The following is a 22,388-nucleotide window of genomic DNA, read 5'->3' as shown; positions in this document are numbered from 1 at the left end:
CGGTTGGGACCCAGCTGTTGAGTTCGGGACTCGGCAGGCTATTCTCTGCCGGTGGTGCGCATCGTGATGTTGATTCTGCCTCCGCCGAGGTGGTCCAGACGACCGTAATCAGGCGCGGTGGCCTCCCGGATGGAGGTCACCCCGTGATAGGCGAAGCGGGCGGGCCCGCCGAAGACGAAGGCATCGCCGGAGGCCAGCCGAATGTCCTCATAGGGCTTATTGCGGCTTTCGGTATTGCCGAACCGGAAGACACACGTGTCACCAAGCGACAGTGACACGACTGGAGCAGGATCGGATTCGTCCTTGTCCTGGTGCATTCCCATCTTCGCTCGAGCGTCGTAGTAGTTCACCAGAGCCACGTCCGGACAGTACTGTTCGGGCACAAGACCCCAGAGGCTCCTGGAGTCAGCGGGGGAGTCAGGATCCTCAGCGACCACTTCGGCGGCGCTGGAGACGACCTGGCGGCCCAGGCGAGTCATCCAGTCCGGGAACGAGAGCACCCGCTGACCGTTGACATCGCGGGCGTGGCGATCATAGCGGCCCGGCTGCCAATGCCACCCCAGGCCAATGGTTCTCACACTCATCGGATGCCCGCCGATCGATGTCGAATGGGCAGGCACCGGCCCTGATTGCCACTTCGCGTACTGTCTGATGATCCAGGTTTGAGCCGCATCGTCGAGGAATCCAGGGAGCCAGACCGCCCCCGGCGCGATGACGCGGGGGCGGCGGTCGAAGGCCTCGTCGGCGAAGAGGGACTCCATGTCAGGACGAATCCGAACTCAGAGTTCGCCGAGCTCGATCGACTCGTCCTGCAGGCGCGAGGCAGATACGCTCTTGCCGGTGAGTGCCCGAAGCTCGTCACCGACGTCCCAGATGTTGACGTTCATCGCCGCTGTGACGGTACCGCCTCGAGTCCAGAACACGATGAACTCACCACTCGACTTGTCGCCGCGAATGACGACATCGTCGTCGCTGCTGCCATGACCGACGTATTCCATGCCGAGATCGTACTGGTCCGTGTAGAAGTACGGTTCCCAGTCGTAGACCTTGTCCCGGCCGGTGATGGTGGCCGCTGCGACTTCGGCCTGGCGCACAGCGTTGTCCCAGTGTTCGACGCGCAGTCGCTGGTTCAGCAGTGTGTTCTGCGCTGCAGCGATGTCGCCGATGGCGAGGATATTGGCATCGCTTGTGCGCATGTGCTCATCGACGATCACGCCGTTATCGGTCTCCAGGCCCGCAGAGGCGGCCAGTTCGATGGTCGGGTCTGCACCGATTCCCACGACGACCAGGTCGGCAGGAAGGTCACCGGCACTGGTCTGGACGGTTTCCACGGCCTTCGTTCCCGAGAAGCCGGTGGTGTCAGCCTCGGTGACGAACTCGATGCCGTTGGACCGGTGGAGCTCTTCGAAGTACTCACCGATCTCCGTGCCGAGGGCTGACTTCAATGGGGGAGTCGAACGCAGGACGACGGTGACATCACATCCGGCGTTCTGTGCTGCCGCGGCGACCTCGAGGCCGACCCAGCCACCGCCGATGATGACGACCTTGTTGTCCTGGCCGAACTGCGAACGGATGGCCACAGCGTCACCGGCATCGCGAAGGGTGTGGATGTTGCCCAGATCGGCGCCGGGGACGTCCAAGGAGCGCGGAGTGGAGCCTGTGGCCAGGATGACCTGGCCGTAGACGAGGCTCTCGCCATTGTCGAGGGTGATGCTCTGCTTCTGCGCATCCAGTTCAGTGACAGTGGTGTTGAAGAACGTCGTCACATCGTGGGCGGGATACCAGTCAGCACCGCGCAGTGCCGACTCGGCGGGGTCTGATCCTTCGAGCATGACCTTCTTGGACAGATCCGGACGGTAGTAGGGTGCGGCCGGATCGGAGCCGATGAGAGCGATCGACGCGGTGTAGCCGCCGTCGCGTAGGGCCTCGACCGCTGTTCCGCCGCCGATTCCGGCGCCGATGATGACAGTTCCGAATTCCTGAGCCATTGCCTGTCCTTCCGAGAGGGGATTTCTTCCACCCTGTACCGCCGGTCACAGAGAGTCAACTGGGGTGAGGGGCTCAGCTTCGCCGTTTTGTGCACCATGGGGGCTTCGGCGTAAAGTGAGAGCCGAAGGGGCTTTAGCTCAGTTGGTAGAGCGTTTCGTTCGCAATGAAAAGGTCAGGGGTTCGATTCCCCTAAGCTCCACAGGTTCTTTTGACAGGAACAGGTTGGTCTCCCACAGACAGCTTGTTCTCCCAGAGGTGCAGAGGTGGTCGCGAGTTGAAGCTGCAGACATTGACCATGACCGGCATTCTCGGCCTTGCAGGTATCGTGCACTTCCTCAGACCCGAGACTTTCGACTCGATCGTTCCGCCCCGTCTTGGCAATCCACGCTTCTGGACCTATGCCAGCGGTGTTGCGGAACTCGGCTGCGCCACGATGCTCGCTGTGCCTGCCACACGCCGACTGGGCGGATCGGCCTCTGCCGCGCTCATGGTCGGTGTCTTTCCGGCCAACATCTACACCGTGAAGAAGCACTGGCACAATCCTCGGGGGCGTGCAATCGCCCTGGCTCGTCTGCCGCTGCAGGTTCCCCTCGTGTGGATGTCCTGGAACATCGCCGATGGTCGGGCCGAATCCTCAGACTGAGGACTGGTGGGCAGCGGTGACCAATTCTGCCGTCGCCCGGGTCATTGACACATAACGGTCAACCCCACCCTGCACACCGGTGCCGAAGCACTGCGGGTCCACCAGGATGACGAGATCGAATTCCAGTCCCTTGACCTCAGCCGGCCCCATCACGGTGACCCGTTCATCTCTGATCCCATTCCACGAGTCCGGTTCCATCGTGATGACACAGACGATTCCCTCGCTGTGAGAGCCCAACCACGCACTGACCAAGGAAGGTACCCCGTCTGTGCGGATGTGACGGACTGAGACACCTGACTGGCGAACCGAACGCGGTACATTGGCGTGAGGGATGACCTCACGGATCACGGGTTCCGCTTCGGTCATCACCTCGGCGGGGGTGCGGTAGTTGATGCTGAGGTGAACTTCCTCGACGTCGAGGCCGAGGTGGCTCAACCGCTCGTCCCAGGTCTGGAGGAAACCATGACGTGCCTGTGCCGGGTCACCGACGATGGTGAAGCTCTTGGACGGACACCGGTCAAGGAGCATGTGCCACTGGGCATCGGTGAGCTCCTGCGCTTCGTCGACGATGATGTGCCCGTAGGGACCCGCGAGACGGTCAGGGGCGAGCGCCTCCCGAGCCGACGGATTGTCCAGCGCGCCTCGCAGGTCCTCGCCCTTGAGCATCTGCATCTGCATCAGCTCACTGTCGTCAGCGGCAACGAGATCAGCAACGACATCGGCCATGCGGTCCTGTTCAGCTGCCGCCTCCACTTCGGCACGACGTCTCTGTCTCAGGTCAGCAGGATCACCGATACGACGTCTGGCTGCGTCGATGAATGGAATGTCCTCCTTCGTCCAATCTCTGGCTCCGGATCGCTGCAGCCACGACACATCTTCGTCGCTGAGTTCGGGTGCGACGAGACTCAGGTAGGCCGGGACGGTCCAGATATCACCCGCGATGTCCAAGGGGTCGAGAAGCGGCCAAGTGGTTGTCAGGACCTCTCGCAGATCGGGGTCCTGTCCGATGAAGGCGCGGACCTGGTCTGGTTCGGCCTCCTCATCGGCATCGACGACGATCTCGGTGAGAATGTCCAGCAGCTCGTTCCACACCAGATCACGCGCAGTGTTGTGATCGACGTCCGTATCATGCGCTGAGAAAGCCGTTGCCCAGTCGCCTGGAGTGACCGTGAGTTCACCCCACACCGTGTCGATCGTCAGGGCGGTGGTGGGAGCCTGCTCATAGATGCTCACGGCACGGTCGATGACCGCACCGGGATTCAGCTTCCCTTTGAGGCGAGCCCCGCGGTCGTCGTCGTGGGCCGCAGCGGTCTCTGGAACCAGGTCGTCCAGAGTGCAGAGGCGCACACCGTCCTCGCCGAGGCGCGGCAGCACGTCGTCGACATAGGACAGATACGCGGGATTGGGGCCGACGAAGAGCAGGCCGCCACCGCTGGCGATGCCGGGATCGGAGTAGAGGAGGTAGGCGGCACGGTGCAGGGCGACCACCGTCTTTCCGGTTCCCGGCCCACCGTCGACGACCAGCGGCGAGCCGGCCGGGGCACGGATGATCGAGTCCTGATCGGCCTGGATGGTGGAGAGGACATCGTGCATCTTGGTCGATCGGCTGGCCCCCAGAGAGGCGATGAACGCAGCCTGATCGTCGAGGGCAGCGCTCTCATCGACGCTCGCCGTGGTGAATCCTTCGTCCCAATAGTCCGTGATCTGTCCGTTCGACCAGCGGTAGCGGCGTCGTGTCGACAGTCCCATCGGAGAGGCGAGGGTGGCCGCGAAGAACGGTTCGGCCAGGGGCGCCCGCCAATCGATGAGCAGGCTATGACCGCTTTCATCTCTCAGCCCCATCCGACCGATGTAGACGATCTCACCGGAATCAGCGAACACCATGCGCCCCAGGCATATGTCGAGGGCGAAACGCTGCAGCAGACTCAGTTCGGAGGACAGACGATGGATGGCGGAATCGCGGTCCAGTGCGGCTTCGCCAGAACCTCCGGGGGCACGACGGAGGTCAGCGAGTCGGGACTCGACGGTGGCGTGCTCGCTATCGATGCGTCCGGAGATGCGAGCAAAATGAGCGTCATCGGCTGCGATGAGCTTCGGCGTGTTCTTGGCAGAGAGTCGGGAGGGCAGATTGAAGACGGTGGAGGGCACACGGATTCCTTTGTCTGAAGAGTGAAGACCCCATTGTTCCTCCTGACCAGGGCCTTGCGGCAAGCCCCCATCCGTGGCATATTCTGATAATGGCAGGGACTCCGGAATTCGCCCCACAGGCATTGCAGACATTGCGCCGTCTGCGCTTCTCTGCAGCCACCGCCGCTTTCCAGATCGAAGGTGCGAGGACCTTGGGCGGTCGCGGACGAAACATATGGGACGATTTCGTCGATGATCCCGGCAAGGTCATCGACTCCAGCACCGCCGATCCCGGTCCCGACAGTTATCACCGCAGCGCCGAGGACGTCGAGTTGCTGGCAGGTCTCGGCGTCGACCGATACCGATTCTCGATCTCCTGGGTCCGAATCATCCCCGACGGGAAGCAGGGGACGGAGCCCAACGCCGTGGGCCTGGACTATTACGAACGCCTCGTCGACGAACTCCTGGCCGCCGGGGTGACACCAGAACCGACTCTCTACCATTGGGACCTTCCAAGTGGCCTCGAGGCCACGGGCGGGTGGCTGAACGGGGACACAGTCCATCGCTTCGGCGAATACGTCGACGCCGTGGCGGACCGTCTCGGTGATCGAGTCCGCCATTGGTACACGATCAACGAGCCGGCCTCGACGTCACTGCAGGGCTATGCGCTCGGTGACCTGGCTCCGGGACGCGCGATGCTCTTCGACGCGCTGCCGAGCGTCCATCACCAACTCCTGGCCCACGGGACCGCCACGAAGATACTGCGTGAGCACGGCGCCGCGCAGGTGTCCGCAGCGAGCAACCACAGCCTCATCCTTCCCGAGACGGATGCCGGGGCAGACCACGCCGCGGCGGCAGTCCTCGACCTCATCCACAACCGCCTCTTCGCCGATCCGCTGCTCCTGGGGGAGTATCCGGATCTCGACGCACTGGGAATCCAGATGCCGATTCGCGACGGGGACATGGAACTCATTTCGACGCCCAGCGATGTCTACGGGCTCAACTACTACAACCCGACTACGGTGCACGGAGTCGCCGAGGGCCCGCTGCCCTTCGAGATGGTTCCGACTCCCGCCGCTGCCACCACCGGCTTCGGACCGCTGTGGCCGATCCGACCGGAGACGCTGCGAGACTTCCTCATCGATATGCGCACACGCTATGGGGTCAGGCTGCCACCCATCGTGATCTCTGAAAACGGTGCGTCCTTTCCCGAACCCGAGGCGTGCACCGGACCGATCCGCGACGACGAACGCATCGCCTACCTGCACGATCATCTCGAGGCTGTCGCCGAGGCGATCGAGGCCGGTGTGCCGATCGCCGGGTACACCGTGTGGTCGCTGCTGGACAACTTCGAATGGGCGGACGGCTACACCCAGCGCTTCGGATTGGTCCACGTGAATATGGAGACCGGTCAGCGGACGCCGAAGTCCTCGTATGGGTGGTATCGGGACCTCATCGCCTCGGTTCGACCATGAGCGCGAACCCACCAGCGGAGGGCCACCGGCCGGACAAGAGTGTCGGACCTCTGTGGATGGTGTGGTTCACCCTGGCCTGGCTGGCCGTCTGGACGGTTCAGCTGACTCCTATCCAGCTGCTGCTGCCATTGCAGCTCGACACTCAAAGCGGACACTGGCTGTATGGAGTCGTCTGGTCCGGAGTCGTCCTCTCCGCAGGCGGTCTGGCAGGCATCATCGCCGCCCCGATCGCCGGGAGCCTCTCTGACCGAACACGTTCACGGTGGGGCCGCAGGCGTCCGTGGGCCGTCGGCGGTTCGCTGGGGCCGCCATCGGCCTCCTGCTCACCGGCTGGGCACAGGGACCACTGTTCGTCGGCGCCGCCTGGATCGTCGTCTCCGTCTCGGTGGCCATCGCCTCCGCGGCGCTGATTGCTCTCATCGCCGATCAGCTCGACTCGCAGCGGGGGACGGCATCGGCGGCTGCGAGCTCTGCGCAGGCCGTCGGCATCGTCGTCGGAGTCGGACTGGTCGTGCTCCTGGGACTCGGCCTCGGCGCCTCCTATGCACTCCTGGCCGGGATCATCACCGTCGTCGGAGTGGGCACCGCCGTTCTGCTGCCCGATCCCGCACCGGTCCACCCGAGTATCATCACACTGCACGCGGGGCGGGAGCCGATCACCCGGGCTCGAATCTCGTCGCTGCTCGACCACAATTTCAAGTGGCTGCTCGCGTCACGGTTCGTCGTCAACGTGGGCAACGCCTTCGGCACCTCTCTGCTGCTCTTCTTCCTGATCTACGGAATCGGGTTTCCGGCAGAGAGAGCCGAAGACAAGCTGCTCGTCCTGATCGTCATCTATACGGTCTTCGTCGTCATCTCGTCGATCGTGGTGGGAATCATATCGGATCGCACGGGCAGCCGTCGCTTCTGGACGATCACCTCGGCGTTGGTGCAGGCCTGCTCTGGAGTCATCATCCTCATCAGCCCCGAATTCGTCACCACCGCTATCGCGGCTGCCATCATGGGCACCGGCTACGGTGCCTATATGGCAGTCAGCCTTGCCTTTGCCACCGACCTGCTGCTCGATCCCGATGACCATGCACGGGACCTGAGCATGGTCAACAATTCCGCCGCATTGGGACAGCTCGTGGGGCCCTTGCTGGGAGCAGGACTCGTCGCTCTCGTCGGCGGATTCTGGCTCCTCTTCGCAGCTGCATCACTGGCCTCGATCCTCGGTGCGGTGATGACGCTGACGGTGCACCCGAAGTCGATGATCCTGCGCTGACTCTGGACAGAAGAGGGTGTCAGGAGATGCCGAGGAGCTTCCCGCTCTTCGCCAGCTCAGGATCGGTGCAGGAGGCCAGATCGAAACAGCAGGGGCGTCGCTTCCCCGACTCCAACTTGGAGATCGCGACTTCCACGCGGCGTGCGCGGGTATCAGCGTTCTTCGTCGCTTGGATCCACCGCACCCACTCCCACCGCGCCATCGGCGTCAGCCCGGCCCACACCTCCGCCAGATCGGGTGCGTCGTCGAGTGCTGCTGCGAAGTCATCGGGAACCGAGGTCTCCGGCCATTCCTTCGTCGGAGTCAGTGACACGTCCACGGTGTCGGCATGGTCTGCACCCAGCTGCGCAGACAGCTCGTCGGTGACATTGATCCAATGTCCGCGCATTCCGTCGGGTTCGACCACCGTAGTGACGTCGACCCCGCCGACCTGCCCATGCGCGGCGACCTGGCCGCGGGAGGGCAGTTCCGCACTGGCATCGGCGGGCAGGCGCAGGATCGGTCTGTCGTTGATGATCTCCAACTGCGTGGAGAATGTGATGGTTGTGGGAGTGCTCTTCTTCGTGCTCATGGTCACCAGGATAGTCTCCTGGCACATGCGTGACTTCTCGATTGCTGACAGCCTGATGACTCAGCCTGTCTCGGTCTCATCCCAGTTTCCGTCCCACCCAGTCAGGAGATGCAAACCCGATCCTCCTGAGGCGTTCCGACACGTCGCTGGGGAACGGTGCGGCCGCGCCCGACTTCTGGTCCACGTGCACAGCAATGATCTCCTCGGTCGCGATGAGCTGCCCAGCGGCTCTCATCTCGTAGGCCAGATGCATCTTCTTCGACCCGGCGGAGACAAGGGTGGGTATGACTTCCACCTGTACGCCGAGCCCGACCTCGTCGAGGTAGCGGATGTGGGACTCTACTGTGTAGAGCGAGGTGGAATGTGCCTCACGATGTTTCTGGCCGAGCCCGATCTGGTCCATCACCTGATCCGTGGCGAAACCGAAGATCAGAACGTAGAAGGCTTCGGACATGTGGCCGTTGTAGTCAATCCAGTCTGAAATCACCTGGGTCCGATAGGTCCCGAGTTCGATCGGCTGCGATTGACTCCGTGGTGCTGGTTGACCGCGCAGTTCGGTCTCGGTGGACACCCCTTCTGCTTCGGAGGCATCCGCCGAGGTTGTCCGCCGCTGCGTTCCATCTGCGGCTTCGAGGTCGGCCGTGAGCCTGCGCAGGGCGATGATGCCTGCGTCCCGCGTGGCGATGAGATCAGGAATCGTCTTGTCACCACTGGCCGCTTCACAGCCGGCCACGACATCATCGCGGAGCTTCTGTGTGAGCTCCGGAGCATCCAAACGGGTCCAGGGTGATTTCAGCGAAGGACCGAAGTGGTCGAGCATATGTGCCATTCCGCCCTCACCGCCGGCTAGATGGAAGGTGAGCATCGGTCCTTGGAACGGCCAGCGCAGGCCGGGACCATCGGTGATCGACCTGTCGATCTGATCTACCGTGGCCTCACCATGGTCGATCATGTGCAGAGCCTCTCGCCATTGCGCCTCTTGGAGCCGATTGGCGATGAACCCGGGAACCTCGTGGTCCATTCTGATCACGGATTTCCCGATCCGGGTGTAGAACTCGGCCGCCCAGTCGACGGCCGCAACGGCAGTGGACTCTCCGCCGACGACCTCGACGAGTGGTATGAGATAGGGCGGGTTGAACGGATGCCCGACGACGAGGCGTTCGGGATGCCTGGCGTCGACCGCCATCTCGGTCATGCTGTAGCCGGAGGTGGACGAGCCGATGACGACGTGTTCGTCACAGACGGCATCGATGCTGGCTAGGAGGCTGCGTTTGAGCTCGAGGTCCTCCGGAGCCGACTCCTGAACGAAACCGGTCCCTGCCACAGCCTCGGCGAGGTCAGTGTGCACCGTCCAGGCATGACGGTCTGCGCCTGCGACCATGTCGAGTTCGGCCAGTGCGGGCCAGGCTGCATCGATGAGGCGGGTGAGCTTCTCGGCCGCATCCGGTGCTGGGTCCCAGACTCTGACCGTGTAGCCCTGGGCCAGGAAGTAGGCGGCCCAACCGCCGCCTATGGTGCCGGCCCCGATGCAGGTGACCGTGGTGATGGATGCGACGTCAGGGTAGGGCTGGGCAGTCACAGCCGCGCTCACAGGTCGAGTCCCGTCACGATCGGTGCCTGCACCCGCAGGTCGAGGATGTTGCGGGCCTCGTCGGGTGTGGCGACCTCTGCGCCGAGATCCTCGATGATGTCGACAGCGCGTTCGGTCAGCGAGGCGTTGGTGGCCTTGACCCCTTTTGCCAAGTACAGGTTGTCTTCAAGCCCGACCCGGGCATGGCCTCCGGCGAGAACGGACTGGGCAACCCACGGCAGCTGATTGCGACCGATGGCGAAGGAGGTGAACTGCGCACCGGTCGGCAGCATGTTCACCATGGCCGTCAGGAGCCCGGCATCGACCGGTGCTCCGTAGGGGACTCCCATGCACAGCTGGTAGAGCGGCGGCGGATCGATGAGGCCCTCTTCGACGAGCACATTGGCGAACCACAGGTTTCCGGTGTCGAAGATCTCGAGCTCGGGGCGGACGCCCAGCGTCTGGATCTTCTTCGAGCCCTCACGCAGCATGTCAGGCGTGGACACATAGATGTTCGATCCGTCGCCGAAGTTCAGGGAACCGCAGTCGAGGGTGCAGATCTCGGGCAGCAGCTCTTCGACGTGGGGAAGTCGTTCGAGGGCATTGACGAGATCCGTGCCCGGCATGTGAGTGGTCGGATCCTGGGGATCGACGACGAGATCTCCACCCATTCCTGCGGTGAGATTGATGACGGGATCGACGTCGGAGGCACGTATTCTGCGCACGACCTCGCGGTAGTGGGCGACCTCCCGGGAACCCTGCTTGGTGTCGAGGTCGCGGACGTGGATGTGCACGACGGACGCACCGGCACGAGCAGCCGCGATCGCATCATCGGCGATCTCCTGCGGTGTGACGGGCACGTGCTCGCTCTTGTTCGCTGTGTCGCCGGCGCCGGTGACGGCACAGGTGAGTATGACCTTGCGATTCATGATGACTCCTCATCAGGGTTGGTGTTGACGATTGCGCGTTTGAGGTAACTGGAGAGTCGACGGCGGAAGGTTGCCACGTCCATGATTCCGGTGAGGACCTTGACCCCGAGGCCATCGAGCAGCGAGGTCAGCTCATCGGCCATGGCCTCACTGTCGCCGGGCCGGAAGAGCCCGGCGGACTGACCGGCTTCGATGGTGGAGCGCACGGTGTGCGACCAGCGTTCGTAGTGAGCCGGGTAGTCAGAGGTATGGGCGTCTTCGAGACCGAGCCGAGCCCAGGTCTGGAGCCAGATCGACCACTCGCTGCGTGAGGTGCGGCCGATGGGCGACTGGAGTTCGAGCAGACGTTCGAGCCGGCGGTGGGGGTTGGGAATCTCGTCGAGCCAGGCGATCTGACGGTCGAAGGCGAGCTTGACCGAATAGTCGAGTGTTGCGTCGAAGAGGTCGGACTTCCCATCGAAGTAATAGTGAATGCTCGCATTCGAGATCCCAGCGGCGTCTGCGATGTCCGCGATCCGCACCGTTTCATAGCCATGGCGGGCGAACAGATCCCATGCCGTCTCGACGATGAGCCTGCGCGGCGAGGAGTCCAGGGATGACCCGGGACTCCGGTCAGTTCCTGGTTGGAACCGCAGGGGAGTCGCGGACACCTGCGATTCGTCGCCGAGCAGCCACCTGACCGTCACTCCGGTAGTGGTGGCCAGAGCGAGGAGCTCTTCGGTGCCGAATCTGCGTCGGCCCGACAAAGACTTCGACAGCTTCGTCTCATCGATTCCGATGCTCGCTGCCACATGTCGTTGGGACAGATCGCTGGTGCGCAGTGCCTCTTTGGCCCGTTGGGCTGTGACACCGGCTCCGTCGACACCGGCTGCGTTGCGATCCCTCATGGCCGCCAATCTATCTTCCCTATGCGCAGATCGCAAGTAATACTGGTGAAAAATCAATACTTGCGACTGGCATTGTTCGCATCGGTTGCCATGTTCGCGGCCTGGAGACCGCCGGGATCAGAGGGGAGCGGATATTCTCGAAGGGATGAACCGATCGCCTGATGACACTGTTCCCACATCGGAGGGGCCCATGAACGACAATCTCCATTCACGCATGCACGTCGTATCCGACGAGACCCGAAACCTCGTCAACCTCGTCCTCGACTACTCGCGTCGGCGCACCTTGGCCGTCGACACTCCACTTGACCATCCGACGACCGAGACCGAACTCAGACGACTGGCCGGACCGACCATCACCGAGGATGGTGTCGGGTCATCTCGCGCGCTGGCGATCTTCGAGCACATCTTCGCTCCCGCCTGCATCACAACTGACCACCCGAAATACCTGTCCTTCATTCCGAGCGCGCCGACGAAGGCGGCCGTGGCGTTCGACCTCGTGGTCTCCGCCAGCGCGCTCTACGGTGGCTCGTGGCTCGAGGGGGCAGGCGTCGTCCATGCCGAGAACGAGGTCCTGTCGTGGCTGGCCGGAGAGTTCGGGCTGCCGACGAGCGCCGGCGGCGTCTTCGTCCAGGGAGGCACGATCGGCAACCTGTCAGCTCTCGTCGCGGCCCGTGATGCGCGCAAGGCCGCGCTCGGCGAAGAGAAGCCGGGGCGCTGGGTCATCGTGTGCAGCGCCGAAGCGCACTCCTCGGTCGCCTCGGCGGCAGGCGTGATGGACGTCGATGTGGCACCCGTACCGACCGGTGACGACGGCATTCTGCGTCCTGACGGCGTCAGGGCCGCGCTTGAAGAGCACGGCGATGCCGTCATCGCTGTGGTCGCGACCTCGGGGACGACGAACTTCGGCACCATCGACGATATCGCCGGAATTGCGGCGCTCAAGGATGACTACGACTTCTGGCTTCACATCGACGGGGCCTATGGGCTGGCTGCGATGCTCTCACCCCTGGCGCGGCACAAGTTCGCTGGCGTCGAATCCGCCGATTCGGTCATCGTCGATCCGCACAAGTGGCTCTTCGCCCCGTTCGACGCCTGCGCGCTCATCTACCGCGACCCGACGCTGGGGCGGCGAGCGCACACCCAGCGCGCCGAATATCTCGATACCCTCACCGACGCTGAGGAGTGGAGTCCTTCGGACTACGCCATTCAACTGACCCGGAGACCTCGGGGCCTGCCGTTGTGGTATTCCCTGGCCAGCTACGGTGCCGAGACCTATCGCGAAGCCATCGGCCATTCGATCGAGCTGGCGATGCAGATCGGCACAGAGATCAAGAAGCGTCCGAATCTCAAACTCGTCCGCGAGCCCGAACTCTCGGTCGTCGTCTTCGAACGTGCCGACTGGTCCCGTGAGGACTATCAGCAGTGGTCGGACCGACTGCTGGAAGATCAGCGGGCCTTCGTCGTACCCAGCTCGCACCAGGGGCGGCCCAATGCCAGGTTCGCGATCGTCAATCCGCTCACGACTTTTGAAGATCTCGTCGACATTCTTGACACGATGGAGTGACTCGACGCTCTGAGGCTGCTCAGCCCTTGGCGTGAGGCCCTGCTCAACCCTAGGCGTGAAGCCGTGCTCAGCCCTTGGCGTGAGGCCGGGGCCGCGGCCGGAGCTCGACGGTGAATGCGGGCAGGAGGAACTGCGTGATCGGTCCGATGCCCAGAGCATAGAGCGCGGTGCCGACGCCGAAGACGCCGCCGAGCAGCCAGCCGACGATGACCACACTGACCTCGATGAGGGTGCGCACCAGTCGGATCGACTTGCCGGTGACCCGCGACAGGCCCGTCATCAGGCCGTCGCGGGGGCCGGGGCCGAACTGCGAGCCGATGTACATCGCCGAGGCGACTCCGTTGAGGATGATGCCGCCGACGAGGAGTGCGATATTCCACCACAGCTCCTCAGGCTGGGGCAGGAAGAGCCGTGTCAGGTCGAGAGAGGGGCCGATGAAGAGGGCGTTGAGCACCGTTCCGAGTCCTGGCTGCTGCTTGAGCGGAATCCAGATGAGGAGGACGAGGAAGGAAATGATCGTGACGATGGTGCCGAATGTCAGCGGCAGGTGCTTGATGATGCCCGAATGGAGAACGTCCCAGGGCATCATGCCCAGCCCGGATGTCACGATCATGGCCATCGATGCGCCGTAGAGGTAGAGGCCGAAGAGCAGCTGCGGCAGTCGACGGGGGAGTCGGCCGCTCTTGAGCTGCTGGATCGGACCGATATTCGCGAGTTCGCGCTTCGGCACAGGTGTCGATGACATCGTAGGTCTTTCCGGTTCGTTCTGACTGATATCACCATCTTGTCTCGAACTGGCCTTGTAAAAAAGAGCCAATTGGAAGAAAGTGGTCATATCGCCACCGGTGGGGTGGACGAGGCATCGACACAGCGAGGGCGGCATGAGCACGGCAGTGATGAGCGGACCCAGGTTGGCAGGCATCATCGGCACCGGACCGTGGCCCGGACCAGCCTATGATTCACTGACGGCAGGGATCTCGCGCGCAATCGGCGACGGCCGCATCCCGGTCGGGGCCAGGCTGCCCAGTGAGCGTGAGGTCGCAGCCGCGACCGGCCTGTCTCGGACGACGACCACCCGCGCCTTTGCGAAGCTGCGCGAACAGGGGTTTGTCCTCACCCGGCGCGGTTCCGGAAGCGTGGTCCAGATGCCGGAAGTCCCGGGCGGTCGCATCGATCATCTCCTGACCCCGGCCGGAGCCGACGAGGCGGAGATCGACCTCACCTGCACCGCCTCGGTGGCGCCGCCATGGCTGTTGGGAGCCTACGAACGCGCGGTCACGCAGATCCACGCCTATCTGCCCGGTACCGGCTACTATCCTTCGGGGCTTCCCGTTCTCAGGGAGCTCATCGCCGAGAGCTACACCGCTCGCGGTGTCCGCACCGATCCGGATCAGATCCTCATCACCTCGGGAGCCTTCGGCGCCGTGGCCATCGCCGTGCGCGCACTCAACGAGAGTCGAGGCCGGGTGCTCATTGAGAGTCCGACCTACCCGAATGCGATCGCGACCCTGGAAGGCGCCGGTGCCTCTCTGATTCCCTATCCGCTCGAAGTGGGCCCGGCCGGACACCATTGGGACATCGAGGCCATGGACCACATCGCACGCCAGACCCGTGTGCGATCGGCCTACCTGATCCCCGACTTCCACAACCCCACCGGGGCGCTTCTGCCCGAAGAGCAGCGCCCCGAACTCGGGTCCATGCTTCGGCGCAACTCCATGGTGCCGATCTTCGACGAGTCCTTGGTCGAGCTGGGGCTCGAAGGAGATCCGACACCCACGCCGATGGCGGCCTTCGTTCCCGACTCGATCACGGCAGGAAGCACCAGCAAGATCTACTGGGGCGGCCTGCGCGTCGGGTGGCTGCGAATTCCGGCCCACCGTATTGAGGCGATGGCATCCACGCGTCTGAGCCTCGACCTCGGCGCACCCGTGCTTGAACAGCTTGTCGCCGTCGAACTCATGCGTGACCATGACACGATCGTTCGCGCATACCGCGACAAGCTGCGTGCGGCCAGGGACAACCTCGCCGCGCAGGTGCGAGCTCATCTTCCTACGTGGCAGGTCGTCGTGCCCAGCGGAGGCATGGCGCTGTGGTGCCGCCTGCCCGAGGACCGTTCGGGCGCCCTTGCCGTCGCCGCGAGAAGACACGGGCTCGGGTTGGTCTCCGGACCCAATTTCGCCCCCGCCGGAGGCCTGGACCGGTGGGTCCGTCTGCCATACACCGTCTCCGAGACGCAATTGGATGAGGTCGGCCCCCGCCTCGCCGCTGCCTGGGACGATGCTCTGAAGTCCACCGACCGTGTCCCGGCCGGACGAGCGCGGATCGTCGCCTGAGACGGTCTGGGTACCATGAGGATATGGACGAGGATCAGGCCGCGAACGAGGGGCTCAACCACAACGGACAGTATTCGACTGCGACGACGGCTGAGGACTTCCGGATCAACATCGCCGAGGTGAATCGGCGCATCGAATCCGCGGCTGCACGGGCCGGTCGCGACTCCTCTGAGATCGAACTGCTGCCAGTGAGCAAGACGGTTCCTCAGGAGAGGATCCGGGAAGCTGTTGCCGCCGGCTGCCACAAGCTCGGCGAGAACAAGGTGCAGGAGGCCTTCCGGAAGTCGGCCGAGATGTCTGACCTGGACATCGACTGGGCCGTGATCGGTCATCTGCAGTCGAACAAGGCACGTGACGTCGCGAAGTTCGCCTCCGAATTCCAGGCTCTGGACCGACTGAAGGTCGCAGCTGCTCTGGACCGACGTCTCGAAGCGGCGGGTCGCAGCTTGGACGTCTACGTTCAGGTCAACACCTCGGCAGAAGAGTCGAAGTTCGGGATGCCGCCTGAAGAACTCCTGAACTTCCTGCGAGAACTGCCGCAGTTCCCGACCCTGAACGTACAAGGCCTGATGACTCTCGCGGTGTTCTCCTCCGACCTCGATCGCGTCCGCACCTGCTTCCGGGGTCTGCGGACTCTGCGGGACCAGGCGCAGGAGACCGACCCCGAGCTGATCGGTGCCGGGAAACTCTCTATGGGCATGTCAGGGGACTACGAAGTGGCCATCGAAGAAGGAGCGAACTGCGTTCGTGTCGGCCAGGCCATCTTCGGCAAAAGGGCACTGCCTGACAGCTACTACTGGCCCGAGAACGGCTGACTGTCCCCGCGTGCTCGCTTCACTGACCAGACATCAGGTTCTCTGGTACCTCATCGCCATAGTCACAGGTGCTCTCATCGGGCTGGGCCTGCCGGTGGCATCATCGCTCGCCGCCGCTGCGATCACGCCCTGCCTCATCGCGCTCCTGTTCGTGACATTCCTCGACATCCCGTTCGATGCCGTCCGTGATTCCTTCACAGACATGAAGTTCCTGGGCGCAGTCGCCCTCGTCAACTTCCTGATCGTCCCGCTTATCGTCGCCGGCCTCTATGTCGTAATGCCTCCTGCTCAGCCCATCATCCTGCCTGTCCTCATCGTTCTCCTCACCCCCTGCGTCGACTACGTCCTCGTCTTCACCAGATTGGCCGGCGGCGACCACGTAAGCCTGCTGGCACTGACGCCGGTGCTCATGCTCGTCCAGATCATCCTCCTGCCGGTCTACCTGTGGATCATTCTCGGCACCACCGCAGTCGGACTGATCGCGCCAGGGCCCTTCATCGCCGCCCTCGTCATCTTCATCCTCCTGCCGCTGGGTGCCTCAGTCGTCGTGCGTCTCCTGTCTCGGAGGTCGACGGTCGTGGATCGCTGCGTCCAGAGTGCCTCGGGGTCGATGGTGCCGCTGATGATGCTCACCTTGGCTGTGATCGCCGCGGCTCAGGTGCCCCTGATCGCTTCGCATCTGTGGGAACTTGGTGGTGCCATAGCGACATTCGTCGTGTTCGCGGCCATCATGACCTGCCTCGGCGCGATCCTGGCGCGGGTGCTGCCTCTGAACGTGGGTCAGGGGAGAGGCCTCGTCTTCACCGCCGTCACCCGCAATTCGCTGGTCATGCTCCCGATCGTGCGAGCCATCACCGCAGACGGCATCGGTCCCTCGACCGTCGTCGCGCAGACGATGGTCGAGCTTGTCTTCATGCTCCTCCTCGTCCGTCTGGTCCCGCGACTCCTCCCGGACACCGCCGTGTCCGAAAACCGCTAGTATTGTCCCTCTTAGGCGAGCAGAATGGTCACATGCTCACCACAGATCAGTGCTACCAGGCAGTGGCCGGGCGCGACAGACGCTTCGACGGAATGTTCTTCACCGCGGTTCACTCAACGGGTATCTTCTGCCGTCCGTCCTGTCCGGCGAGAACTCCGCTGCGCAGGAACGTCGGCTTCTACCAGACCGCAGCGGCCGCGGCGGAAGCCGGATTCCGGGCCTGCAAACGGTGCCGACCCGATGCCAGCCCGAATTCGCCTGAGTGGGATATTCGAGCCGATGTCACCGCCCGGGCCGTGAGACTCATCCAAGATGGTCTCGTCGACCGGGCGGGGATCTCCGGCCTCGCCTCGGCGTTGGGATACAGCCCACGGCAGCTGGGACGAGTGCTGCAGTCCGAGATCGGCGTCGGGCCGCTTGCCATCGCCCGCACCGAACGCGTCAGGACTGCTCGCACGCTGGTCGAATCGACGAGCTTATCGATGAGCGAGATCGCCTTCGCAGCCGGATTCTCGAGCATTCGACAATTCAACGACACCTTCCGCGCCGTCTATTCGTCGACTCCGCGGGATCTGCGCAGCAGTGCTGGGAAAGCGCACACCGGACAGGACATCACTGTCCGCCTCGCCTACCGGCCGCCATTCGACCATGCTCACATGTTCAGGTATCTGAGTGTGCGTGCGATTCCCGGAATCGAGGACGTCCGCGGTGATCGCTACACCCGTTCGCTGCGCTTAGCGCACGGACCTGCTGTCCTGTCCCTGACACCGGGTGCCGGAGACTACATCGAATGCCACCTCCGTTTAGCCGATACCCGCGACCTGGGAAGCGCGGTCGCCAGGGCCAGGCGAATCCTCGACCTCGACGCGGACCCCATCGCGGTGCGAGCGACACTGACCGAGGCAGGACTCTCCGCGCTCATCGACAGGTACCCGGGCATCCGCTCTCCAGGAACAGGCGACCCCGTCGAACTCGCAATTCGAACGGTCCTGGGCCAGCAGATCTCGGTCAGCGCTGCGCAGACTCATCTGAATCGCCTGGTGACCACCTATGGTCAGGTGCTGCCTGATGAACTGAGGGTCGGCACCGTCGACCGAGTGTTTCCTACCGCAGCCGCAATCGCGGAGATCCCCGACGAGCATTGGTCGCTGCCCGGCCGCAGGATCGGCACCCTGAGAGCGCTGAGTGCACACCTGGCAGACGGCTCGATCGATCTGGGTCCGGGATGCGACCGGACAGAGGTCAACGACAGCCTGCTCGCCATCCCGGGAATCGGTCCGTGGAGTCTTGGCTACATTCGGATGCGTGCGCTGGGAGACCCCGATGTCCTTCTCAGTTCGGACCTCGGAGTCAGGAAGGCTATGGAGGAGCTCAACGGTTCAGCCAAGGACATGACCGGCTGGACCCAGCAGTCGGACCGCGCACGACCGTGGAGGTCCTACATCACCCACCTGCTGTGGGCCCAACACTCCCAGCCACAACCATGAACAGCACACCGAATCAGGAACGGAGAACACAATGACGATGACACTGACCCAGCCCACGGCGAACGTGGTGCGATATTCGATCATCGACTCGGCGCTGGGGAGGATTCTTCTCACCTCCGACGGTGATCACCTGACCGGACTCTACCTGGATGATTTCGATCGGATCCTGGAGCGACTGGCAATGTCAGGCGAAGCCGAACCGGTCCTCGACGACGGACTCACGGTGTTCGCAGCGACGGGGGAGCAGCTCGCCGAGTACTTCGCGGGAACTCGCGTCGCATTCGACATCCCATTGGCCCCGAAGGGCACCGAATTTCAACGCGAAGTCTGGCAGGCGCTGACAACGATTCCCTACGGCCTCACCGCCGGATATGGGGAACTCGCTGCATGGATCAGCAGACCGACAGCGGCACGCGCAGTGGGAGCCGCCAATGGTCGGAACCCGATCAGCATCATCGTTCCCTGCCACCGTGTGATCGGGGCGAATGGCTCGCTGACCGGCTATGCCTGGGGTGAAGAGAGGAAGCGGACACTGCTCGACCTCGAAGCGGGTCGCTGACGGCAGTCTCGCATACGATGAAGGGCCCGGCCTCATTAGGATGAGACCGGGCCCTTCGCGCGGTGGAGGTAAGGGGATTCGAACCCCTGACCTTCTCCATGCCATGGAGACGCGCTACCAACTGCGCCATACCCCCGCTTGCTCGATCAATATTACTCAGGTGCACGCGGGACGACAAATCGGCGGAGAGTGACGCTGGCCACATCATGTGGTTAGCCGGTGGTGTGGTCTGCCGGTGGCCGGGACAGGGAACCTGCCGGTGGCCGGGACAGGGAACCTGATGGCGGCCGGGACCAGACGATCTCCCGATCCCGGCCACCGGACATCAGATCATGGGCCGAACATAGTAGAGATACTTCGCGACTTCGCGTTCGCGCTGCTCCTTCACCCGCTCATCTCGAGCGAGTCTGCGAAGCTGCGCCTGACGACGGTCTCGACGAGTGGCTTGCTTGCGATCCTTTGCGGCGGCAGTCGGACGGCGGGCCCATTGGATCAACTTGAGCCCTGTGTTCAGTGCCACACGCCGCGGATATGTGAATGGAAATGCCGTGGACAAAACGATTCCTTAATGTTTTCGGGCAGGGGGAGTGCCCAAATGAGGGTTAGTGGAAATGTTCGAGGACAATGAGCTGAAGAAAGGCCCGAAGACTCGAATGAAAGCGACTTCTGGGATATGAATTCACGAACCGATGTCCGCAATCATCTGAGTCTTGGTGTCGATCAGATGAATTGACGGCAGCAGCCCACAGTCAGGCTCAATCGGATGGTGGTTCAAGACCCCATAAGGTCGGTGGTGTTCATGAATGAACGCACCTGGCGAACAACGGTGTCCTGGGCGAGGTCACCTCAGGCGTGAATGCACCGTGTGAGCGCCAACGGTGGCGACACAGCGGTATGGCCTGGGTGATCCTGCAGCAGAGAAAGTACCGGCGTTCAGATGACCGGTGGAGAAAGACGTAAGATGCGGCTGAAATTCAGCCGACGAGCCCTTGTCCGCCAATCAAGCAGGCAGTGTTCCCGGTCCAGCAGTGCTGGGATTTCGGAAATGCGATAATTTTCGGCATAGTTCTGCGCTCCCTTCTTGGTCGTGGATCTCGTTTGAGCGGCGTCAGCGCTCAAGATGGACTAGTGCAATTCTGGGGTTTGTGCGAATCCGTAATTGCACTGTCGAATTTATCACAGGTGAAGAACTGTGTGTAGGTTTTGTTCATTCTTTCTGAACTTTATTGTGGCTAATGAGAATCGTGGCCTATTCGGGCCAGCCATCGATGGGGCCGACCATCGATGCGCACTGTCACGTGGAGCACCTTTCCATCGGGCTCGGGATGTGGGGTCGAAGAATGCTGACTTGCCGACGTAGAATCTTCTCAGACTCGCGACTTACTGGGAGAAGATAATGTCACAGCCTGCTGCCACCCCTCGACGACTGGTCGTCGGATACATCGCCACCGACCGTGGACGCGACGCCATCGCTCTGGCCATCTCACTGGCACGTTCTGCTGGGATCGAACTCATCGTGACGATCGTGCGTCCGGAGTCATCGACATTCACCGCAGGCAATTCGATTCCGCAGGACGGCACCGGGATCGTCTCGCAGCAGCTCGAAGACTGGCTCGACGAGGCGCTGGCCCTGGTGCCCGACGATGTCACGGCCCGCGGTGTCATCCACACCTCGTCCAATGAGTCCAAAGGTCTGATGGAGGTCGCCGAGACCGAAGGTGCACTCGGCATTGTCATCGGTGCTCGAGCCACGACGCTGATGCGCTCATTCCGCATCGGGACCGTCGCGACCTCGTTGCTCCATTCCTCAGTGGTCCCGGTGGTCCTGGCTCCGGCAGGCAACTCGGACATCGGTCCCGTCTCCCGAATCACCACACTCTTCGGCGCCCGCCCCGGAGCAGCGGCGCTCATCGGTGCCGCCGTGCGGTCAGCCGCGGCCCTCGACGTCGACCTGCGGCTGCTGTCCCTGATCGAAAACGACGGGCTCGGCGATGACGATACCGTGGAGATTCAGGAATTCGCCGAGGAGTACGGGGGAGCGGTGCTGGCCGGCCGCGCGGCCGAGATGTTCGAGTCGGGCCGAGCCGTCGTCAAGTCTCAGGCCGGAGCCGACATCGAGGACGCTGCCGCGAACGTGGACTTCCAACCCGGCGAGATCGCATTCATCGGTTCGAGCAGACTCGGCCGAGGCGGTCGTGTGTTCATCGGTGCTCGTGCCAGGAGACTGCTGCGTGTGCTGCCGGTACCCGTCGTCGTTGTGCCCCGGCGCGCGATCAGCACCGCCTCGACGCAGTGAGCCGATCTGCTCCCACACGCACCGACTTCACCGTCGACGGTCACCCAACCGCTGTGTGGGTGCACTCCTCGGGATCGACCGCGCGTCCTGTGCTCATGGTCCACGGATTCCGCGGCGACCACCACGGAATGGACCTCATGGCAGGGGCGATTCGTGATCGCGATGTCATCGTCGGCGATCTTCCGGGGTTCGGCCTCACGCCTCCGCTGTCGGCAGGTCTGAGTCTAGACAGCTACTGCGATCATCTCGGCGGGCTCATCGCAGAGGTTACTTCGCGTTGGCAGGCCGCGCCGATCGTTCTCGGCCACTCCTTCGGGTCGATCCTGGTCGCGCATATGGCTGCGCGCCGACCGGCGACTGTCGGTGAGCTCATCCTCATCAACCCGATCACGACACCGGCGCTCGAAGGCTCCGCCAAATTGCTGACGGCTCTGACCCGTGTCTACTACAACCTCGGAGCCCGGCTGCCGGAGACGATCGGTCACCAGCTGCTGGCCAATCCGGTCATCGTGCGGGCGATGAGCGAGGTCATGGCCACGACCAGTGACCGCGGGCTGCGACGCTATATCCACGACCAGCATGCTCGGCATTTCTCCACCTTCAGCGATCGGGATTCTCTGGCAGCGGCCTTCGAGGTTTCGGTCGCCCACACCGTCACCGAGGTGGCCGGCGACCTGAGGATGCCCGTGCTCGTCATCGCCGGAGACAAGGACGCCATCGCCCCGATCCCGGCGACTCGCGAATTCGTATCGGAGTTGGCGTGTGCACAGCCCGTCGAGCTCTCCGGTGTGGGGCACTTGGTGCACTATGAGCGTCCCGAGGAAGCCGCCTCGGCGATCATGGGATTCTGTCGCGGCAGGGACTGAGCAGCGAAACGGCAGGGACTGAGCAGCGAAACGG

19 protein-coding genes and 2 tRNA genes are annotated in these 22,388 nt (G+C 63.3%); 12 read left to right on the top strand and 9 right to left on the bottom strand.

What is annotated here, in order from left to right; translation table 11 throughout:
* Positions 1-38: 38 nt before the first annotated feature.
* Positions 39-761, bottom strand: a complete 723-nt coding sequence (locus HX613_RS20975) for an alpha-ketoglutarate-dependent dioxygenase AlkB (RefSeq protein WP_235347092.1) — start codon at positions 759-761, stop codon at positions 39-41.
* An 18-nt stretch (positions 762-779) separates the two neighbouring features.
* On the bottom strand, positions 780-1,988 hold the full coding sequence (locus tag HX613_RS20970; RefSeq protein WP_235347091.1) for an NAD(P)/FAD-dependent oxidoreductase: 1,209 nt from the start codon (positions 1,986-1,988) through the stop codon (positions 780-782).
* A gap of 127 nt (positions 1,989-2,115) precedes the next feature.
* Between HX613_RS20970 and HX613_RS20965 the strand changes: the two genes are divergently transcribed.
* Positions 2,116-2,188 (top strand) — tRNA-Ala (locus HX613_RS20965).
* 96 nt (positions 2,189-2,284) lie between these two features.
* Complete coding sequence (locus HX613_RS20960; protein WP_235347090.1) at positions 2,285-2,632, top strand: DoxX family protein; 348 nt, start codon at positions 2,285-2,287, stop codon at positions 2,630-2,632.
* Here the strand turns inward: HX613_RS20960 and helR are convergent.
* Positions 2,624-4,780, bottom strand: coding sequence for an RNA polymerase recycling motor ATPase HelR (gene helR, locus HX613_RS20955; protein WP_235347089.1), 2,157 nt, complete (start codon positions 4,778-4,780; stop codon positions 2,624-2,626). The genes HX613_RS20960 and helR overlap by 9 nt on opposite strands.
* Before the next feature lie 89 nt (positions 4,781-4,869).
* On the opposite strand from helR, the gene HX613_RS20950 reads away from it, so the two are divergent.
* Positions 4,870-6,234, top strand: coding sequence for a GH1 family beta-glucosidase (locus HX613_RS20950; RefSeq protein WP_235347088.1), 1,365 nt, complete (start codon positions 4,870-4,872; stop codon positions 6,232-6,234).
* A gap of 280 nt (positions 6,235-6,514) precedes the next feature.
* The gene (locus HX613_RS20940; protein ID WP_235347087.1) at positions 6,515-7,498 is read left to right on the top strand and encodes an MFS transporter; all 984 of its coding nucleotides are present in this window, start codon (positions 6,515-6,517) and stop codon (positions 7,496-7,498) included.
* Positions 7,499-7,517: 19 nt separating this feature from the next.
* Here the strand turns inward: HX613_RS20940 and HX613_RS20935 are convergent, their stop codons facing one another.
* The 4 genes from HX613_RS20935 to HX613_RS20920 all read right to left on the bottom strand — a co-directional run bounded on the left by HX613_RS20935 (position 7,518) and on the right by HX613_RS20920 (position 11,455).
* Positions 7,518-8,069 (bottom strand): YdeI/OmpD-associated family protein, encoded by a 552-nt coding sequence (locus tag HX613_RS20935; RefSeq protein WP_235347086.1) that lies wholly within the window; start codon positions 8,067-8,069, stop codon positions 7,518-7,520.
* Positions 8,070-8,145: 76 nt separating this feature from the next.
* Complete coding sequence (locus tag HX613_RS22890) at positions 8,146-9,660, bottom strand: 3-hydroxyacyl-CoA dehydrogenase NAD-binding domain-containing protein (RefSeq protein ID WP_235347085.1); 1,515 nt, start codon at positions 9,658-9,660, stop codon at positions 8,146-8,148.
* Positions 9,657-10,568, bottom strand: a complete 912-nt coding sequence (locus HX613_RS20925; protein WP_235347084.1) for a 3-keto-5-aminohexanoate cleavage protein — start codon at positions 10,566-10,568, stop codon at positions 9,657-9,659. The genes HX613_RS22890 and HX613_RS20925 overlap by 4 nt, the downstream gene beginning before the upstream one ends.
* Complete coding sequence (locus HX613_RS20920) at positions 10,565-11,455, bottom strand: TetR family transcriptional regulator C-terminal domain-containing protein (protein WP_235347083.1); 891 nt, start codon at positions 11,453-11,455, stop codon at positions 10,565-10,567. Before HX613_RS20920 ends, HX613_RS20925 begins: the two co-directional genes overlap by 4 nt.
* Before the next feature lie 190 nt (positions 11,456-11,645).
* Between HX613_RS20920 and HX613_RS20915 the strand changes: the two genes are divergently transcribed.
* The gene (locus tag HX613_RS20915; RefSeq protein ID WP_235347082.1) at positions 11,646-13,019 is read left to right on the top strand and encodes a pyridoxal phosphate-dependent decarboxylase family protein; all 1,374 of its coding nucleotides are present in this window, start codon (positions 11,646-11,648) and stop codon (positions 13,017-13,019) included.
* Between the two features lie 67 nt (positions 13,020-13,086).
* Here the strand turns inward: HX613_RS20915 and yczE are convergent, their stop codons facing one another.
* Positions 13,087-13,764 carry a membrane protein YczE gene (gene yczE / locus HX613_RS20910; RefSeq protein ID WP_235347081.1) on the bottom strand — a complete coding sequence of 226 codons (678 nt, stop codon included), beginning with the start codon at positions 13,762-13,764 and terminating at the stop codon, positions 13,087-13,089.
* A 136-nt stretch (positions 13,765-13,900) separates the two neighbouring features.
* On the opposite strand from yczE, the gene yczR reads away from it, so the two are divergent.
* From yczR to HX613_RS20885, 5 genes are read left to right on the top strand one after another with little or no spacing between them, the layout of a single operon-like run.
* Positions 13,901-15,352 (top strand): MocR-like transcription factor YczR, encoded by a 1,452-nt coding sequence (gene yczR, locus HX613_RS20905; protein WP_235347080.1) that lies wholly within the window; start codon positions 13,901-13,903, stop codon positions 15,350-15,352.
* Positions 15,353-15,375: 23 nt separating this feature from the next.
* Positions 15,376-16,167: a YggS family pyridoxal phosphate-dependent enzyme gene (locus tag HX613_RS20900; RefSeq protein WP_235347079.1), complete on the top strand. Its 792-nt coding sequence runs from the start codon at positions 15,376-15,378 to the stop codon at positions 16,165-16,167.
* Positions 16,168-16,177: 10 nt separating this feature from the next.
* Positions 16,178-17,146, top strand: coding sequence for an arsenic resistance protein (locus tag HX613_RS20895; RefSeq protein WP_235347078.1), 969 nt, complete (start codon positions 16,178-16,180; stop codon positions 17,144-17,146).
* Between the two features lie 32 nt (positions 17,147-17,178).
* Positions 17,179-18,633 (top strand): DNA-3-methyladenine glycosylase 2 family protein, encoded by a 1,455-nt coding sequence (locus HX613_RS20890; protein ID WP_235347077.1) that lies wholly within the window; start codon positions 17,179-17,181, stop codon positions 18,631-18,633.
* A gap of 31 nt (positions 18,634-18,664) precedes the next feature.
* Positions 18,665-19,192: a methylated-DNA--[protein]-cysteine S-methyltransferase gene (locus tag HX613_RS20885; protein WP_328285014.1), complete on the top strand. Its 528-nt coding sequence runs from the start codon at positions 18,665-18,667 to the stop codon at positions 19,190-19,192.
* 63 nt (positions 19,193-19,255) lie between these two features.
* Here the strand turns inward: HX613_RS20885 and HX613_RS20880 are convergent.
* Positions 19,256-19,328 (bottom strand) — tRNA-Ala (locus HX613_RS20880).
* 1,260 nt (positions 19,329-20,588) lie between these two features.
* On the opposite strand from HX613_RS20880, the gene HX613_RS20875 reads away from it, so the two are divergent.
* Positions 20,589-21,488: a universal stress protein gene (locus HX613_RS20875; protein WP_235347076.1), complete on the top strand. Its 900-nt coding sequence runs from the start codon at positions 20,589-20,591 to the stop codon at positions 21,486-21,488.
* A complete protein-coding gene (locus HX613_RS20870) occupies positions 21,485-22,354 on the top strand; it encodes an alpha/beta fold hydrolase (RefSeq protein ID WP_235347075.1) in 870 nt (289 codons plus the stop codon). The genes HX613_RS20875 and HX613_RS20870 overlap by 4 nt, the downstream gene beginning before the upstream one ends.
* Positions 22,355-22,388: the final 34 nt, after the last annotated feature.

The organism is Brevibacterium sp. UCMA 11754, from assembly GCF_021532275.1.
Lineage (GTDB): Bacteria > Actinomycetota > Actinomycetes > Actinomycetales > Brevibacteriaceae > Brevibacterium.
The sequence above is the reverse complement of the archived record's forward strand: the minus strand, read 5'-3'. Positions and strand labels throughout refer to the sequence as shown.